This is a genomic window from Pseudomonas sp. Pf153 (assembly GCF_001269775.1).
GTDB lineage: Bacteria > Pseudomonadota > Gammaproteobacteria > Pseudomonadales > Pseudomonadaceae > Aquipseudomonas > Aquipseudomonas uvaldensis.
Genome location: NZ_LHVL01000030.1, coordinates 878,396 through 894,229, shown reverse-complemented (window position 1 = coordinate 894,229; position 15,834 = coordinate 878,396). Strand labels below are relative to the sequence as shown.

The 15,834-nt window shown below is 59.1% G+C and carries 14 protein-coding genes; 7 read left to right on the top strand and 7 right to left on the bottom strand.

The genetic code is table 11. From position 1 onward, the window contains the following. Window positions 1-6 precede the first annotated feature (6 nt). The 4 genes from AD666_RS25110 to AD666_RS25095 all read right to left on the bottom strand — a co-directional run bounded on the left by AD666_RS25110 (window position 7) and on the right by AD666_RS25095 (window position 6,030). Window positions 7-1,194, bottom strand: a complete 1,188-nt coding sequence (locus AD666_RS25110) for a hypothetical protein (RefSeq protein WP_053158470.1) — start codon at window positions 1,192-1,194, stop codon at window positions 7-9. Then, window positions 1,187-2,215: a hypothetical protein gene (locus AD666_RS26720; protein WP_053158467.1), complete on the bottom strand. Its 1,029-nt coding sequence runs from the start codon at window positions 2,213-2,215 to the stop codon at window positions 1,187-1,189. The genes AD666_RS25110 and AD666_RS26720 overlap by 8 nt, the downstream gene beginning before the upstream one ends. Before the next feature lie 17 nt (window positions 2,216-2,232). Next, entirely contained in the window at window positions 2,233-3,771 is a 1,539-nt protein-coding gene (locus tag AD666_RS26715) for a class I adenylate-forming enzyme family protein (RefSeq protein WP_218186715.1), read from the bottom strand. A gap of 408 nt (window positions 3,772-4,179) precedes the next feature. Continuing rightward, on the bottom strand, window positions 4,180-6,030 hold the full coding sequence (locus AD666_RS25095) for a sigma-54-dependent Fis family transcriptional regulator (protein ID WP_053158464.1): 1,851 nt from the start codon (window positions 6,028-6,030) through the stop codon (window positions 4,180-4,182). Between the two features lie 361 nt (window positions 6,031-6,391). On the opposite strand from AD666_RS25095, the gene AD666_RS25090 reads away from it, so the two are divergent. The 6 genes from AD666_RS25090 to AD666_RS25065 are packed head-to-tail and all read left to right on the top strand — an operon-like array spanning window position 6,392 to window position 12,326. After that, window positions 6,392-7,486: an ABC transporter ATP-binding protein gene (locus AD666_RS25090; protein WP_053158462.1), complete on the top strand. Its 1,095-nt coding sequence runs from the start codon at window positions 6,392-6,394 to the stop codon at window positions 7,484-7,486. Further along, complete coding sequence (locus AD666_RS25085; protein WP_053158459.1) at window positions 7,486-8,595, top strand: ABC transporter ATP-binding protein; 1,110 nt, start codon at window positions 7,486-7,488, stop codon at window positions 8,593-8,595. The genes AD666_RS25090 and AD666_RS25085 overlap by 1 nt, the downstream gene beginning before the upstream one ends. Further along, on the top strand, window positions 8,592-9,458 hold the full coding sequence (locus tag AD666_RS25080) for a carbohydrate ABC transporter permease (protein WP_053158456.1): 867 nt from the start codon (window positions 8,592-8,594) through the stop codon (window positions 9,456-9,458). The genes AD666_RS25085 and AD666_RS25080 overlap by 4 nt, the downstream gene beginning before the upstream one ends. A gap of 10 nt (window positions 9,459-9,468) precedes the next feature. Then, window positions 9,469-10,269, top strand: coding sequence for a carbohydrate ABC transporter permease (locus AD666_RS25075; protein WP_053158453.1), 801 nt, complete (start codon window positions 9,469-9,471; stop codon window positions 10,267-10,269). A gap of 10 nt (window positions 10,270-10,279) precedes the next feature. Further along, window positions 10,280-10,552: a DUF2160 domain-containing protein gene (locus AD666_RS25070; RefSeq protein WP_053158450.1), complete on the top strand. Its 273-nt coding sequence runs from the start codon at window positions 10,280-10,282 to the stop codon at window positions 10,550-10,552. Between the two features lie 31 nt (window positions 10,553-10,583). After that, entirely contained in the window at window positions 10,584-12,326 is a 1,743-nt protein-coding gene (locus AD666_RS25065) for an ABC transporter substrate-binding protein (RefSeq protein ID WP_053158447.1), read from the top strand. 226 nt (window positions 12,327-12,552) lie between these two features. Here AD666_RS25065 and AD666_RS25060 read toward each other — a convergent pair whose 3' ends face one another. Further along, window positions 12,553-13,494: an alpha/beta hydrolase gene (locus tag AD666_RS25060; RefSeq protein ID WP_053158444.1), complete on the bottom strand. Its 942-nt coding sequence runs from the start codon at window positions 13,492-13,494 to the stop codon at window positions 12,553-12,555. Here AD666_RS25060 and AD666_RS27110 point away from each other — a divergent pair. Beyond that, on the top strand, window positions 13,439-13,873 hold the full coding sequence (locus tag AD666_RS27110) for a hypothetical protein (protein WP_371259632.1): 435 nt from the start codon (window positions 13,439-13,441) through the stop codon (window positions 13,871-13,873). The genes AD666_RS25060 and AD666_RS27110 overlap by 56 nt on opposite strands. Window positions 13,874-13,892: 19 nt before the next feature. On the opposite strand, the gene AD666_RS25050 is transcribed toward AD666_RS27110, so the two are convergent. Beyond that, window positions 13,893-14,684 carry a carbohydrate deacetylase gene (locus AD666_RS25050; RefSeq protein WP_053158441.1) on the bottom strand — a complete coding sequence of 264 codons (792 nt, stop codon included), beginning with the start codon at window positions 14,682-14,684 and terminating at the stop codon, window positions 13,893-13,895. Then, on the bottom strand, window positions 14,656-15,834 hold the full coding sequence (locus AD666_RS25045; RefSeq protein ID WP_053158437.1) for a GNAT family N-acetyltransferase: 1,179 nt from the start codon (window positions 15,832-15,834) through the stop codon (window positions 14,656-14,658). Before AD666_RS25045 ends, AD666_RS25050 begins: the two co-directional genes overlap by 29 nt.

Below are 15,834 nucleotides of genomic sequence, written 5' to 3'. Positions count from 1 at the left end.
TGAGTGTTACGGCGTGTTCAGTGGCTGGGCACAGGCCGGCGTATCGACGGCAAAATCGGCGAAGGCCTGCATGGCGCTGTCCCAATGGAGGTCTCGGTGTGCCACCATGGCCTGCAGGTCGCGCCAATGGCGATGGAGCGTGTTGTCACGGGTCATGGACGAGGCGCCCGCATGTTCGACCAGGCGCTGGATCGCTTGAAGGCAAAGCCTTGCCACATAGGCGCGATCGCGCTTGAGTCGCAGCAGCTCATCCATGGATAACGACCGTCGTGCCTGACCGGATTCATGCAGCAGGGTCACCAGTGTCGTGTACAAGGTCGTTGCCGCCGACAGTTGCGCGGCGCTGTGAGCCAGCCGTTCCTTTGCCGGGGCGGACGCAGGCACTTTCTGCTGTCTCAGCGATTCGACATACGCGGCATAAGCCCCTTCGGCGCAGCCCAGCACAGGCCCGAGAATGGAGGTTGTTATGAAAGGAACGATGGGCACGCTGTACAGATAGTCGCCGGACAACTCGTTCGCCCGATGCGCGAAAACATCTTCCAGGCGGAACACCTGTTCGGCGGGCACCAGGACATCCTGCAACAACACATCGTGCGAACCCGTGGCCGCCATGCCGCAGGTGTCCCACGTGTCCAATATCTCCACGTCGCGGGTCGACACCACCAGCAGCATCCGTTCTGTGCCGGGAGTACCGCTGTGATCGGTCACAGGGCCGTTGAGCAATAGCCAGGTGCCTTGCTCGATCCCTGAACTGAAGCGCCAGGTGCCGTTAACCCGAATACCGTCCGAGTCAGCCCATAGCCGGCTGTGGGGACCGACCGATGCGGAGGCAAACAATTGTGGCCGATCATCCTGATACAACCTGTGTTGGCAGGCGTGGCTCAAACGACCCGCAATCGCAGCATGTCCGCCCACCAGGCTGATCATCCAGGCCGTCGAGGCGCATGCAGTGGCGGCAAGTCGTGAAGCTTCCATCAACGTGGGCCAGCCGGGAGCGTCCAAGGGCTTACGACGAGGGGAGACCAGTTCAAGCAACCCATCGCTGAATAATTCGTCAAAGGTGGCTTGGCTCAACTTTCGGTTCTTCTCGGCGTCGGCCGCGCGCTGGTGCCAGCCTGCCAAGCGTTGCCGGACCCGTTCCACTGGCGTTGGCCGGAACGCTGCATCGAGGCTATGCGTGTGGTTTTCACCCATTGGCGCGTTCCTCTTCGCACGGTTGCGGGCGACTCACATAGCCGATGGCGCGAGCCTCGAAACAGAACCCTTCCGGCTGGTTGATCGGGCCCAATAAGCTGAGGAACTGCTCAAGTCGGGGCCCATCGTCCGTGGCAACGAACTCGTAAAAATTCGTGCTGTTCCACAGCAGGTAGACGTATTTGAAATGACTGGACAACGCGTCGACGAGCTCGTGCATCAACACTTGGCCGTTTTGCATTTGCTCCAGCATCTGTTGACGTTTCCAGTCAATTTCCTCTTCAGAGAAATAGCGTGTCTTGAAGCCGCTGTCCTTTACCCGCTCACGCTCCAGGTATTGCCCGAGATCCTCGTGGTTGAGCTTTTCAAGAAAGAACACCAGGGCGCCGGGTTTCAGCAAGGGCTTTATGTGATTGATCTGAGCTTTGCGGTCACGGGTATAAAACTGGAAGGCCGCCGTTTCATAGACGTAATCGAACCCCTCCTTGAACCGTTCGTAGGGCTCCTCAGCGAACAGTCTGGGGTGCAGGGTCAGGAACGACTGGGGGTAGAACAGCGAGCGCGCCGGGTCGGCATGCCGGTCGAAGTGAGGTTGATTCGCCTGGTTGGGTGAGGTGGTGAAGGTGCTGATCAAGCCCTGCGAATGCGCGGCGAGTGCGCGTCCGTTGCTGCCGTCAAACGCGTCGATCTCGAAAAAACCGAAGGTTCGGGGTTCGGTGGCCTGCCGGGCCTGGGAGAGTCGTGAGAGGGCAACGCCGACTCTTGCCATCTCCTCGAGGATATACGGGACACTGGCCAGGAAGTGCAGGAACAATGGGCCGGCGTCCTCCACCAGACGGTCGTGATAGGCCACTACGTCGGCATCGGCAATGGAGTGCCTGAGATGGCTGGTCAGCGATTGCGCCGGCACCTGGGTCGCGCCAGTGGCCAAACGGTGGAAGTGATCGGCGAGCTGCAGCATTGAGCTGCTTTTCAGGTCCTGTTCCGGGCTGAACGAGGAGATCGGTTGTGCGGTGTCCATTTTATCGCTCCCTGATATCAAATCAGTCCTTTGGCCGTGATCTTTCCCGAGTCGGTTTTCGGCAACGTATCCATGAATGCCCACTGGGCAGGCACCATATGCCAATCCAGCAAGGCCTGGCAGTGATCCAGCAGCATCTGCTCCGTTGTGTCCTGGCAATCGGCTTCCAGTACGACGCAGGCCTTGGGGACGAAGCCGGCGGCCTCGTCCGCAACGGGGACCACCACGACCTGAGCTACCGAAGGATGGGAGGCCAGGCATTGTTCGATTTCTCGAGGATTCACTTTCCAGAGATGACGGGCAAACAGATCGTCTTTCCGGCAGACGTAATAGAGATAACCTTGAGCATCCCTTCGAAAGAAGTCGCCGGTGCGGTAAAACCTGTCGCGACCGAAACTGTTGTATTTGAACGCCCTGGTTGTCTCTTCAGGCATCTTCCAATATTCCAGCATCAGATAGTTGCTGCTCACCAGTAGTTCGCCGACGACTTCCGGTTCTGTAATGGGTTCGTCCTGTTCGTTAACAATCAAGGCGTGTACGCCTTTGAGTGGCTTTCCTACCGAGCCCGGGCGCAGTGCAATGTCGGATGGCGGCAGATAACTGACTCGCTTGCACTCGGTAAGGCCGTAGTTGGAAAAGATATCGACATTGGGCAGTGCTTCTCTTATTTGTTGGATGTGCCGTGGATAAAGCGGTTGGCCACTGCTGGATATATAACGAAGTGAAGGTAATTGTCCTTGCCAATGCTCGCCCATGCTTGCCAAGAGGAAAAATACCGGTGGAAAAACATGCAGGCCGGTCACGTGTTCTCGCTTGATGACTTCGAGTACATCGTCGGCACAATTTGCGGTTCGGCTTTCGATCACCGCAGTACCGCCAAAGAACAACGGCATCATGATGTTGTAGACGCCGTAATCGGAGGCCAGGGTGGAATAGCTGAGGATGACATCACTGGCGGTATTGCCCAGGTAATCGATCACGCTGGTCGCGGCCGCAATCATGATGGGGTGATTCACCACCACGCCTTTGGGGTTGAAGGTGGATCCGGAGGTGTAGAAGATTGAAGTTGGCAGGTGTTCGTCGATGTCGGGAAGGGCTCTTTCCAGGTCTTGCGGCGTCAGGGTATCCAGGGCTTTTCCAAGGCTGGGTGCTTCTGCCGGAAGGTCTTGCTTTGTGCTGAAGACCAGGATCGTCTCCAGACTGGTCTGCGAGACCAGCGCCTCCGGATCCTCGTAGCGATCGGTGAATAACACCCGGGCATCGGTGTGCTTGAGTTGATAAAGCAGTTTGCTTCGGCTGTAGGTGGGGTGCGTCGCTGCAGTGATTGCACCGACTTTCAATACTGCCAGAAAAGCCGCGATCAAGTCCGCGCTGATACCGGAATACAAGGCCACACGGTCGCCACATTTGACGCCGCACTTGATTAACAAAGCGGCGATCTGTGTCGCACGCGTCTCCAGGACATCATACGGTGTGTGGACACCGTCGATGACCAGCGCTGACTTGTCAGGCGTACGACGGGCATTGTTCTCAATGAATTGATGAAAAAGAGGCATCAGCGTTCCCTTGCGTTAACTGCCTAATGTTTCGGTTAGATCGTTAATTCACCGGAGCGGTGACATCTATATGAGCGGGAAACGGGCGAGAAGAAGGACGCGCCTGTGAAGGGCTGAGGGACGTTTCAAGAAAGAATAGAACGACATAAGCTTGATCTCCTTGTTGTTTTTATTGCAATCCCTGGTGAAGCTTAAGCGTGAAGTTGCCCTGATAGTTCCATCCTGAAGTTTGAGTGTCAAGCTGGCGAGTGCTGGCCGATGCAGGGTTTTTGTCACCGTGTCGTGACAAACTCAGCCATTTGAAGAGCGGTGTGGGTTTGTCAGCGTATTAATCTTCAAAACAAGCAAAGATGTTCTAAAGGTATGCATTCGTACAAAGCCTGAGCCTCCGCGCAGGCTGCTGGCTTATCAGTTTTCCAATTGCCTCAGACGCTTGTATAACGTGTTGCGGCTGACCCCCAGCCGTCGCGCCAGATGGGAGATATTGCCGCCCACTGCTTGCAGCTGTCTGTTCAGGTCCTCCGCATCGTTCAAGTCCACCATCAGCGGCTCCGGTGCTTCCACCGGTTCCATTTCCAAGTCCACGAAGAAGTCATCCGGCAGGTGTTCCGGGCGGATGGGCTGTTCTTCGGCCATGGCAAGCGCCACTTGCAGCACGCTGCTGACCTGCCGCAGGTTGCCCGGCCAGGGATGGCGCTCGAACAGTTCCAGGACTTCGCGGCTCAAGCCGGCCCATTGGGCGGGCTCGCGGTGGTGTTCCCAGATCCGTTTGAACAGCGTTTGTTTGTCGCTGCGTTCGCGCAGGGGTGGCAGTTCCAGGGTCAGGCCGCCAATGCGGTAATAAAGGTCTTCGCGGAAGCGCCCCAGTTGCACCTGTTCGCGCAGCGAGCGGTTGGTGGCGGAGATGATGCGGATGTCCACCGGGAACAGCTCGGCGCTGCCCACCGGTTGAACGCAACGCTCTTGCAGTACCCGTAGCAGGCGGGCCTGGGTTGGCAGGGGCATGTCGCCGATTTCGTCGAGGAACAGCGTGCCGCGGTCGGCTTTGCGGATCAGGCCGATGCTGCCCTTCTGGTTGGCGCCGGTAAAGGCGCCTTTTTCGTAACCGAACAATTCCGACTCCACCAGCTCGGCGGGGATCGCCGCGCAGTTCACGGCAATGAACGGTTGTTTGCTGCGGGAACTGGCCTGGTGCAAGGCTTTGACGAACACCTCCTTGCCGACGCCGGTCTCGCCGTGGATCAGCAGCGGGATGTCTTTCTCCAGCAAACGCTCGGCCTGGCGTACCGCTTTTTCCACGCGGCTGTCGCCGAAGTGCAGGGTATCGAGGCTAATGGCGCTACTGGCGGGGGGCGGCGCTGGCGCGGGTGTCGGCTCGGCAAACACGCGAGGCTTGATCGACACCTGGCTGGGGCGCTTGAGCATGCACTGGAAGCGGTTGCGTCCTGCTGCTTGCAACGAGAACGGCAAGCCATCGGGTTGGTTCAAAAGGTCCAGTAACGAAACCTTGAACAGGCTTTCGATGCTGACCCGCGACAGGCTCAGGCCCAACAGATTGTCGGCCCGGCGATTGGCGGACAATACCTGGCCGGTTTCATCGAAGATCAACAGTCCGGCCCACTGGCTGTCGAGGTTGTTCAATCCGGTATTGAAGGTCAGCTGGAAGTGTTCACCGCGAAACAGGTTGAGGATCAACCGGTTCTCCACGGTCTGGCTCATCATCTTGACCATGCCCAGCGTGTGGGAGGGTGGCAGGTAGCTGTCACTGGAGACATCCAGTACGGCGATGACCTTGCGCTCGGCGTCGAAGATCGGGGCGGCGGAGCCGGTCATGAAGCGGTTGGCCTTGAGAAAATGTTCATCGTGCTCGATGTGTACTGCCTGTTCACAGGCCAACGCCGTGCCGATGGCGTTGGTGCCGGTGCAGCGTTCCATCCAGCTCGCCCCGGCGCTGAAGCCGTGGGCCAGTTTCGGCTCGATGAAGCGCTGGGTCCCCCACGAAGTGAGCACCTGGCCCTGGTTGTCGGCCAGCATGATCAGGCAATTGGAATTGCTCAGGATGTTCTCGTAATACGGCAGGACTTCCTGGTGGGTGGTCTGCACCAGTGAATGCTGGCTCTCCAGTAACTGGGCGACGCCTTCGGCGGGCAGCGGGTCGAAGGAGGGCACGCTCTGATGGTCAAGGCCAAAGGCGCGGCAACGGGACCAGGAGGCCTGGATGATGGCGTCATGGGACAAGGCTGGGGCAGGTGCGGCCATGGGGCACTCTCGCAGGAGCTGTTTTTATTGTTGGGGTGAGTCTCGCACATCCTCCTTGTGCTGGGGCAGGTCTGGATGACACTTAATACACATCCATTTGTGGTAGCGGGCTTGCTTGCTACCACAGGAGATTCGCGTCCGGCCCGGTTATAGCATTCCTTCAGTGTTGTTCAGATTTGTTCATTGTCAACGCTCGGACTGTTCAGTTGTTCAACCTGAATTGTTCACTTTCGTTCATCAACGAACACTTTTTCTGAAAAATTTCAAGCAAACATAGTCAGATCAAGGGCTTGCGATTTCTGGCACGGCTTTCGCTTTTAAACTCCAGTCGCTTGACTCCAAAAATAAAAAAGGCCGAGCCATGTCATTAACGCTTGAGCACATCTGTCGCACCGTCGAGGGCCAGACCTGGATCGACGATGCCAACCTGAATTTCGAACCCGGATCCTTCAACGTTCTGTTGGGCCGTACGCTGTCCGGCAAGACCAGCCTCATGCGCTTGATGGCTGGCCTGGACAAGCCCGACAGCGGTCGCATTCTGATGAACGGCGTCGACGTGACCAACCGCCCGGTGCGCTTGCGCAATGTGTCGATGGTTTATCAGCAGTTCATCAACTACCCGACCATGACCGTTTTCGAAAACATCGCTTCGCCCCTGCGCCAGGCCGGTGTGTCCGATGAAGTGATCCAGGCGAAGGTGCTGGAAACCGCCAGGATGTTGCGCATCGAGAAGTTTCTCAAGCGCCATCCGTTGGAGTTGTCCGGCGGCCAGCAGCAGCGCACCGCCATGGCCCGCGCGTTGGTCAAGGACGCCGAACTGATCCTGTTCGACGAGCCCCTGGTGAACCTGGACTACAAGCTGCGCGAAGAGCTTCGCCAGGAGATGCGCGAACTGTTCCAGGCCCGTCACACCATCGCCGTCTACGCCACCACCGAGCCCAACGAAGCGTTGGCCCTGGGGGGCACGACCACGATTCTCCACGAAGGGCGGGTGATCCAGAGCGGCAAGTCGTCCTCGGTCTATCACCAACCACAAAGCGTACTGGCCGCCGAGCTGTTCTCCGAACCGCCGATCAACCTCATGCCGGGTCGCATTGCCGGCAATGAAGTGAGCTTCGCCAATTTTGTGCACTTCCCGCTGAACGTCGACCTACGTCCGGTGGGCGAGGGCGAGTTCCGCTTCGGCGTGCGCCCTAGCCACATTTCCCTGGTGCCGAGCAACGACGACGACCTGGAACTGGCGGTGACCGTCGAGGTGGCCGAGATCAGTGGCTCGGAAACCTTCCTGCATGTGCGCAACGAGCACTTCCTGTTAGTGCTGCACCTGCCCGGCGTGCACGAGTACGACGTGGACGCGCCGATCCGCATCTACATCCCGACCCACAAACTGTTTGTCTTCGATGCCCAGGGCAAGTTGGTCCAGGCTCCGGGCCAGCGTATTGCGAGGGTTGCCTGATGGCTGAAATACATTTGCAGAACCTCGCCCACAGCTACACCAGCACCCCGGCGGGCCCCGAGGACTACGCGATCCGCGAGATGAACCACATCTGGGAGCAGGGCGGCGCCTATGCGTTGCTGGGGCCATCGGGTTGCGGTAAATCCACCTTGCTCAACATCATTTCCGGACTGCTCAGCCCCTCCGAGGGCCAGGTGAAATTCGATGGCAAAGTCGTCAACGACCTGAGCCCTGAGCGTCGCAACATCGCCCAGGTGTTCCAGTTCCCGGTGGTGTACGACACCATGACGGTGTTCGACAACCTGGCGTTCCCGCTGCGCAACCAAGGCATGGCCGAGCCGAAAGTCCACACCAAGGTGCAGGAAATCGCCGAGGTCCTCGATCTGCAGAACCTGCTGAACAAGAAGGCCCGCAACCTCACCGCCGACGAGAAACAGAAAGTTTCCATGGGCCGCGGACTGGTGCGCGACGACGTATCGGCGATCCTGTTCGATGAACCATTGACGGTGATCGACCCGCACCTGAAATGGAAGCTGCGGCGCAAGCTCAAGCAGATCCATGAGCAGTTCAACATCACTATGGTCTACGTCACCCACGATCAGTTGGAGGCGTCCACCTTCGCCGACAAGATCGCGGTGATGTACGGCGGCCAGATCGTGCAGTTCGGCACGCCTCGGGAGTTGTTCGAGCGTCCCGGCCATACCTTTGTCGGCTACTTCATAGGCAGTCCGGGGATGAACCTGATCGACGTCACGGCGCAGCCCGGTGGCGTCGGGTTCGCGTCGACCCACTTGCCGCTCTCCGACACCCTGCAGCAACGTGTCGCCGAGGCGCAAGGCAAATCCCTGAAAGTCGGCATCCGCCCGGAATTCGTCCATGTCTGGGACGGACCCTACGACGACGCCATGCGCGCCGAGGTGGTCCATGTCGAAGACCTCGGCACCTACAAGATCCTGACCCTCAACCTCGATGGCGCGCCGCTGAAAGTGCGCCTGGCCGAAGACAAACCGGTGCCGGAAGGCACGGCGTACATCAGTTTCCCGGCGCAATGGCTGATGGTCTATGCCGATGAATACCTGCTGGAACCGATGAGCGAGGTGCAGCCATGAACAAGGTGCAGAACAACAAGGCCTGGTGGCTGGTGTTGCCGGTGTTCCTGCTGGTGGCGTTCAGTGCCGTGATCCCGATGATGACCGTGGTCAACTATTCGGTGCAGGACATCTTCGACCAGTCCAGTCGCTACTTCGTCGGCGCCGACTGGTACAAGCAGGTGCTGATGGATCCTCGGCTGCACGACTCGCTGCTGCGCCAGTTCATCTATTCGGCGTGCGTGTTGTTGATCGAAATTCCCCTGGGCATCGCCATCGCGTTGACGATGCCGACCAAGGGCAAATGGTCTTCGCTGGTGTTGATCATCCTGGCGATTCCGTTGCTGATCCCGTGGAACGTGGTCGGCACCATCTGGCAGATTTTCGGCCGGGCCGACATCGGTCTGCTGGGCTCCGCTCTCAATAACCTGGGCATCAACTACAACTACGCGGCCAACACCATGGACGCCTGGGTCACGGTGCTGGTGATGGACGTGTGGCACTGGACCTCGTTGGTGGCGCTGCTGTGCTATTCGGGGTTGCGGGCGATTCCGGACGTGTATTACCAGGCCGCACGGATCGACCGGGCGTCCAACTGGGCGGTCTTCCGGCACATCCAGTTGCCGAAGATGAAGAGCGTGCTGCTGATCGCGGTGATGCTGCGCTTCATGGACAGCTTCATGATCTACACCGAGCCCTTCGTGCTGACTGGCGGCGGGCCGGGCAACGCCACCACGTTCCTCAGCCAGACCTTGACGCAAATGGCCATCGGCCAATTCGACCTGGGCCCGGCGGCGGCGTTTTCCCTGGTCTACTTCCTGATCATTCTGTTGGTGTCGTGGCTGTTCTATACCGCCATGACTCACTCCGACGCCAACCGTTGAGGCCCGCTCCATGAACAAGAGAAAGCTGATTGCACTGCTGATCTACATCCTGTTCCTGCTGGTGCCCATTTACTGGCTGCTGAACATGTCGTTCAAGAGCAACACCGAGATCCTCGGCAGCCTGACCCTCTGGCCGCAGGACTTCACGTTCCATAACTACAAGGTGATCTTCACCGACCCGAGCTGGTACACCGGTTACCTGAACTCGCTCTACTACGTTAGCCTGAACACGGTGATCTCCCTGAGCGTGGCGTTGCCGGCCGCCTATGCGTTCTCGCGCTACCGGTTTCTGGGGGACAAGCACCTGTTTTTCTGGCTGCTCACCAACCGCATGGCGCCACCGGCGGTGTTCCTGTTGCCGTTCTTCCAGCTGTATTCGTCCATCGGCCTGTTCGACACCCACATTGCGGTGGCCTTGGCCCATTGCCTGTTCAACGTGCCGCTGGCGGTATGGATCCTCGAAGGCTTCATGTCCGGGGTGCCGAAAGAAATTGACGAGACGGCCTACATTGACGGCTACAGTTTCCCCAAGTTCTTCGCCAAGATCTTCATTCCGTTGATCGGCTCCGGCATCGGCGTCACGGCGTTCTTCTGCTTCATGTTTTCCTGGGTCGAACTGTTGCTGGCCCGTACGCTGACTTCGGTGAATGCCAAGCCCATCGCGGCGGTGATGACCCGCACGGTGTCGGCCTCCGGTATTGACTGGGGCGTGCTGGCGGCGGCGGGGGTGTTGACCATCCTGCCGGGCATGCTGGTGATCTGGTTCGTTCGCAACCACGTGGCCAAGGGCTTTGCCCTGGGCCGGGTCTGAGGAGTCGATGATGGAATGGATGAACTGGACCGTCCCCACGGCGGCCTTCTTTGGTGTCATTGCCTTGCTGCTGGCAGGCATGACCACGTGGGAAATGCGTTCGCCGAGTGTACCCCGGCGTGGTTTCCTGCCGATTGCCACCACCCGTGGCGATCGGTTGTTTATCGGTCTTCTCGGTAGCGCCTACCTGCACCTGATGGTGATCGGCGCGACCGACTGGAGCATCTGGATAGCGTTCGCGTTGTCTTTGGTGTGGCTGTTGGCAGTGATGCGGTGGGGCTGAAGTGGCTCTTAAACCCAAACAGGAGGTCTCTATGTTCGATAAAAACAATAAGCTGCGACATAGCGTTTCATTGGCAGCCATGCTGGCACTCAGCGGGCTGAGTGCTGCGGCCTGGGCCGACGCCTATGAAGACGCCGCAAAAAAATGGATCGGCAGCGAATTCAAGCCGTCAACCCTGACAGCCGAGCAACAACTTGAAGAGCTCAAGTGGTTCATCAAGGCGTCCGAGCCGTTTCGTGGCATGAAGATCAACGTGGTGTCGGAAACCATCGCCACCCACGAGTATGAATCCAAGGTACTGGCCAAGGCCTTCAGCGAGATCACCGGGATCCAGCTGACCCACGACCTGCTGCAGGAAGGCGACGTGGTGGAGAAGCTGCAGACCCAGATGCAGTCGGACAAGAACATCTACGATGGCTGGGTCAACGACTCGGACCTGATCGGTACGCACTTTCGCTACGGCAAGACCGAAGCGATCACCGACATGATGGCCAACGAAGGCAAGAACTTCACCTCGCCGACCCTGGACCTGAAGGATTTCATCGGGACCTCGTTCACCACCGCGCCGGACGGCAAGCTTTATCAACTGCCCGACCAGCAATTCGCCAACCTGTACTGGTTCCGCGCCGACTGGTTCGAGCGGCCGGACCTGAAAGCCAAGTTCAAGGAAATATACGGCTACGAGCTGGGCGTACCGGTGAACTGGTCAGCTTATGAAGACATTGCCAAGTTCTTCTCCGAAGACGTCAAGGAAATCGACGGCAAGCGTGTCTACGGCCACATGGACTACGGCAAGAAAGACCCGTCCCTGGGCTGGCGCTTCACCGATGCCTGGTTCTCCATGGCCGGTGGCGGCGACAAGGGCTTGCCCAACGGCTTGCCGGTGGACGAGTGGGGCATCCGCGTCGAAAACTGCCATCCGGTCGGCTCCAGCGTGACCCGCGGCGGTGATACCAACGGCCCGGCGGCCGTGTTCGCGACGACCAAGTACGTGGACTGGATGAAGAAATACGCACCACCGGAAGCGGCGGGCATGACCTTCTCCGAATCCGGCCCGGTGCCGTCCCAAGGCAACATCGCCCAGCAGATTTTCTGGTACACCGCTTTTACCGCCGACATGACCAAGCCGGGCCTGCCGGTGATGAATGCCGATGGCACGCCGAAATGGCGCATGGCACCTTCGCCGCGCGGTCCGTACTGGGAAGAGGGCATGAAGCTGGGGTATCAGGACGTGGGTTCCTGGACCTTCATGAAGTCCACGCCTGAGAAGCAGCGCCTCGCTGCCTGGCTGTATGCGCAGTTCGTAACTTCGAAAACCGTGTCGCTGAAGAAGACCATCGTCGGTCTGACGCCGATTCGTGAGTCGGACATCAACTCCCAGGCGATGACCGACCTGGCGCCGAAGCTGGGTGGCCTTGTGGAGTTCTACCGCAGCCCGGCCCGTGTGCAGTGGACCCCGACCGGGACCAACGTGCCGGATTATCCGCGTCTGGCGCAACTGTGGTGGAGCCACATCGCCGAAGCGGCCAGTGGCGAGAAGACTCCGCAGCAGGCACTCGACGGTCTGGCCAAGGATCAGGACGCGATCATGACCCGTCTGGAACGCTCCAAGGCCCAAGCTACCTGCGCCCCGAAAATGAACCCCGAGCGCGACGCGCAATACTGGTTCGACCAGCCGGGCGCACCGAAGCCGAAACTGGCGAACGAGAAGCCAAAAGGCGAAACGGTGAGCTACAGCGAACTGCTGAAGTCCTGGGAGGCGGCCCGCAAGTAAACCTCTGGCAGCGAAATACGAACGGCACCGAAAGGTGCCGTTTTTTTTTCATCCAGCGAGACGTGCAGCTGGCGAGAACCCTGTGGGAGCGAGCCTGCTCGCGATGACGGCGGCACATTCAACATCCATGCAATCTGACCCACCGCCATCGCGAGCAGGCTCGCTCCCACAGTTGATTTGGGGGGGATTTGAGACTCGCGGCTGGCGCGGGCACTGTGGGAGCGAACTAGCCAGCCTTGGCTGAGGTCGCTCGGGGTTGTACCGCCACGGGCGCCGGTTTGGCAATCATCAGTGCATCAAGTGCCTGGCGATAGCTTCGGCCCGCCAGGCTCATGCTGTTGTTATGAGTGGCCCCCGGCACCATCAGCAGGCGCTTGGGCTCTCGGGCTGCGTTGAACAGTTGTTCGCTGAAGCGCGGTGGCACGTAACGGTCGGCTGCGCCGTGGACGACCAGCAACGGCATGTTGATCTCGGAAATCTTGTCGATGGAGTCGAACTTCTGCGACAGCAACCAGCGTACCGGCAAGGAGGTGTCCGCCATGGCGGTTGCCACATCACCCAGCGAGGTGAAGGTGGACTCGATGATCAAGCCCCGGGCCGGCACGACAAGGCCTTCCCTGACGGCCTTTTGCCCCAACTCGGCCGCAAGATCCACCGCGATGGCACCACCCAATGAATGCCCGTAGATCAACCGCAGCGCCGGGTCCGGTTGCAACACTTCAAGGCGTTCCCAGGCGATTCTTGCATCTTCGTAGACGCTGGCCTCCGAGGGTAGATCGCCATGACTCTTGCCAAAGCCCCGGTAATCGATGGCCAGCACCGAAAACCCCATCGCGTTCAATTGCTGGATACGAAACAACTGCCCGGTCAGGTTCCAGCGCACCCCGTGCAGATACAGGATCGCTGGCGCGTTTTTGCGTGTGGCCGGCCACCACCACCCATGGATGTTTTCCCCGGCCTTGAAATTCGCGGGCTTGAGATCGAACTCTTGCAGGCCGTTGGGAATGCCTCTGAACCAGGTCGCGGTCCCCGGTTCGATGCGAAACACCAGCTCGCGTTCCTTGTGCTGCAGCACACCGCAGCCCACCGGTAGACCGATCAGCATCGCGGCCATGAAAGAAAATGCCAGCCAGCGCCGTTTAAGAACAGAAAGGGAAAATAAAGACATCGACGCGATTCGCTACCGGGAACAGAAGATGCGTTTTAGCAGATTCCTCCACGGGATGGAGGGTCTTTTGGCTCAGAGGTCGAAGCTTTTCAATCCAATCGAACTCCTGCGTCGCACGCCTACTCGAAAACTCAATACCACAGACAGCGAGGGCGATTTCATGACGACTCAACATTCGGATAAAAAGGCGGGGGCCATGCCTGCCAAGGATGCGAGCGGTGAGCCGGTCCCGGTGGTGGAGCGGGATGTCCGCCGGCCCGATCCGGACACTGACAAGGTCGATAAGGTCATTACCCCCAAGTCGATCAAGAGTCATGAGCAGGATGCTGAAAAACTGCAAGACAAGGTCACGGACGTAGAGAAAAAGCTCGACCGATAACAAGGGTATGCAGGTGTCACTACGCATCTTCGAGCTGAACCCGTTCGAACGACCGTTCAGTTCTGCCATACCCTACCTTGGGTACCCCCGCCAGGCGCTGATGCAGCACCTGGGTCAACGAGCAACCAGGAGGCAGGTAGCTATCGCCGAAATCCCCATCCAGTTGCGTCGGATGCGCGATCACTTCCAACAAGCCGTGTTCCGGTGCCGCGGCGTATTGCAAGTCAGCTGGTGTGCACACATAGTCAGCCGTCGCTGCGCATAAACGACGCAGGCGGCGGTTGAGTAAGGTCTTGAAGATGCGCTTGGGTACATTCAGGTTTGCTCCGAGGTTGCGCGCCAGGCGAATGGGCACCTCTTGCCGCGCAGCGAAGCGCGCCACCAATTCGCCGATGGGCCAAATGTTGTGTACGTGCTGATGGGAGTCCAGGTGGCTTGGATGCAAGCCGTGATCCAGGCAGCGTTGCCATTGCGCCTGAAGTTCGTCCTCGATTGCGGCAAGGTCTTTCGAGCGCAGGCGCAGGCAGTAGCGGGACAGGCTGAAATCGAACTGGCCGTGCACATTGCAAAATGCCCGCCGCGACTTTATGGCCTCGCTCAACGGCCACCCATGGCTGAGATTGAAGTGCAGGCCGATGCGTCCTTTGAGCCGGGGCTGTCGGGACATGACACAGGCCTGTTTGAAGCCTGGCGTATTGGCCATTACGGTAGCGGAACTGACCAGACCTGCCTGGAAGGCTCGAACGATTATCGCGTTTTCGCTGGCGCACAGTCCGAAGTCGTCAGCGTTGACGATCACTTGGCGGGGCATGGGGAATCTCCTTTTCCTTGGGAATGGAAGGTGAACCTGTCGCTTTGGTTTTTTGGGGTGAGTGTTTACGAAGCCAGGGTTTGAGGCTTTTCCAGAGACGCAAGGCCAGCCCGAGGATCAGGCCATCGGGTTGCCAGGAATAAAAACTCCAACGCCAATGCTCCAGTTGTCCGGTCATGCGTTCGTGCAGTTGATGGCTTGAATTATCGAGACTGACCCGTGACGCATCGATCCACCGCCAGTTCTCCTCCAGCCCCCAGCGGATCCATTCTTCAAGCAATACCCGGCCACTGCCCAAGTCCGAGTACTGTGGCAGGAATGCCAGGTTGTAATCGTACAGCCGGCCTTGATCCAACAGACCGAGGCGATAGCTGATGCACTCGCCGTTCAGCTCCAGCATCACCACTCGCACCAGGCCCTGGGCGGCAAGGGCGGTGAAAGCATGATTCATCCATTGCCGACCCATGGCGTCAGCGAAGATGCCGACACCTTCCTCGCCTTTCCAACTGGCATCCTCGACACTGGCAATTGCCCGCAACACCTGCCCCATGCTGATGGCATCCGGTGTCACTCGACGGATTTGGGCACCGCAAGCGGCGATCCGCTTGCGCGCCCGGCGCAACTTGTAGCGTGGATCACCGGAGATTTCCTGATGATCACTGTCGCTGATCAGGTGCACCGGAACCCGGCAACTGAGCCGCCGCTCCCCGGTGGAACTCAGCGCCATCCAGGCACTGAGGACGCTTTGTTCGCCGACCGGCTCGATCACTTCATTGAGCTGCAGCAACGCATGAGGTAAGTGCTGACGGATCTGCATCAGCGCCTGGCCCATGCCCTCGGCGTCCAGGCGCACCAGCACCGCAATGCGGTCAGCCAATGGATATCCCAAATGATGCAACACCCGGAACCGCAGCCCGCCGATACGCTCAAGCCCTGATATCAGTGGCAGGCAAAGGCACAAGGTCTGATCCTGCCAGCCCAGCAGCACATGCAGTTGCTGCTCGGGCGATAGGGCGAATTCCGCCGCTTGCAGCCAGGCCAGGGTATTGAACGGTGTCGCGTCGGCCACCTGGGTTCGCAGCTGTTCATAAGCTGTCGCGGGGAAATCCGCTGCGCCCAGGGAGCGACACCATTGGAACCGGATCGTCAT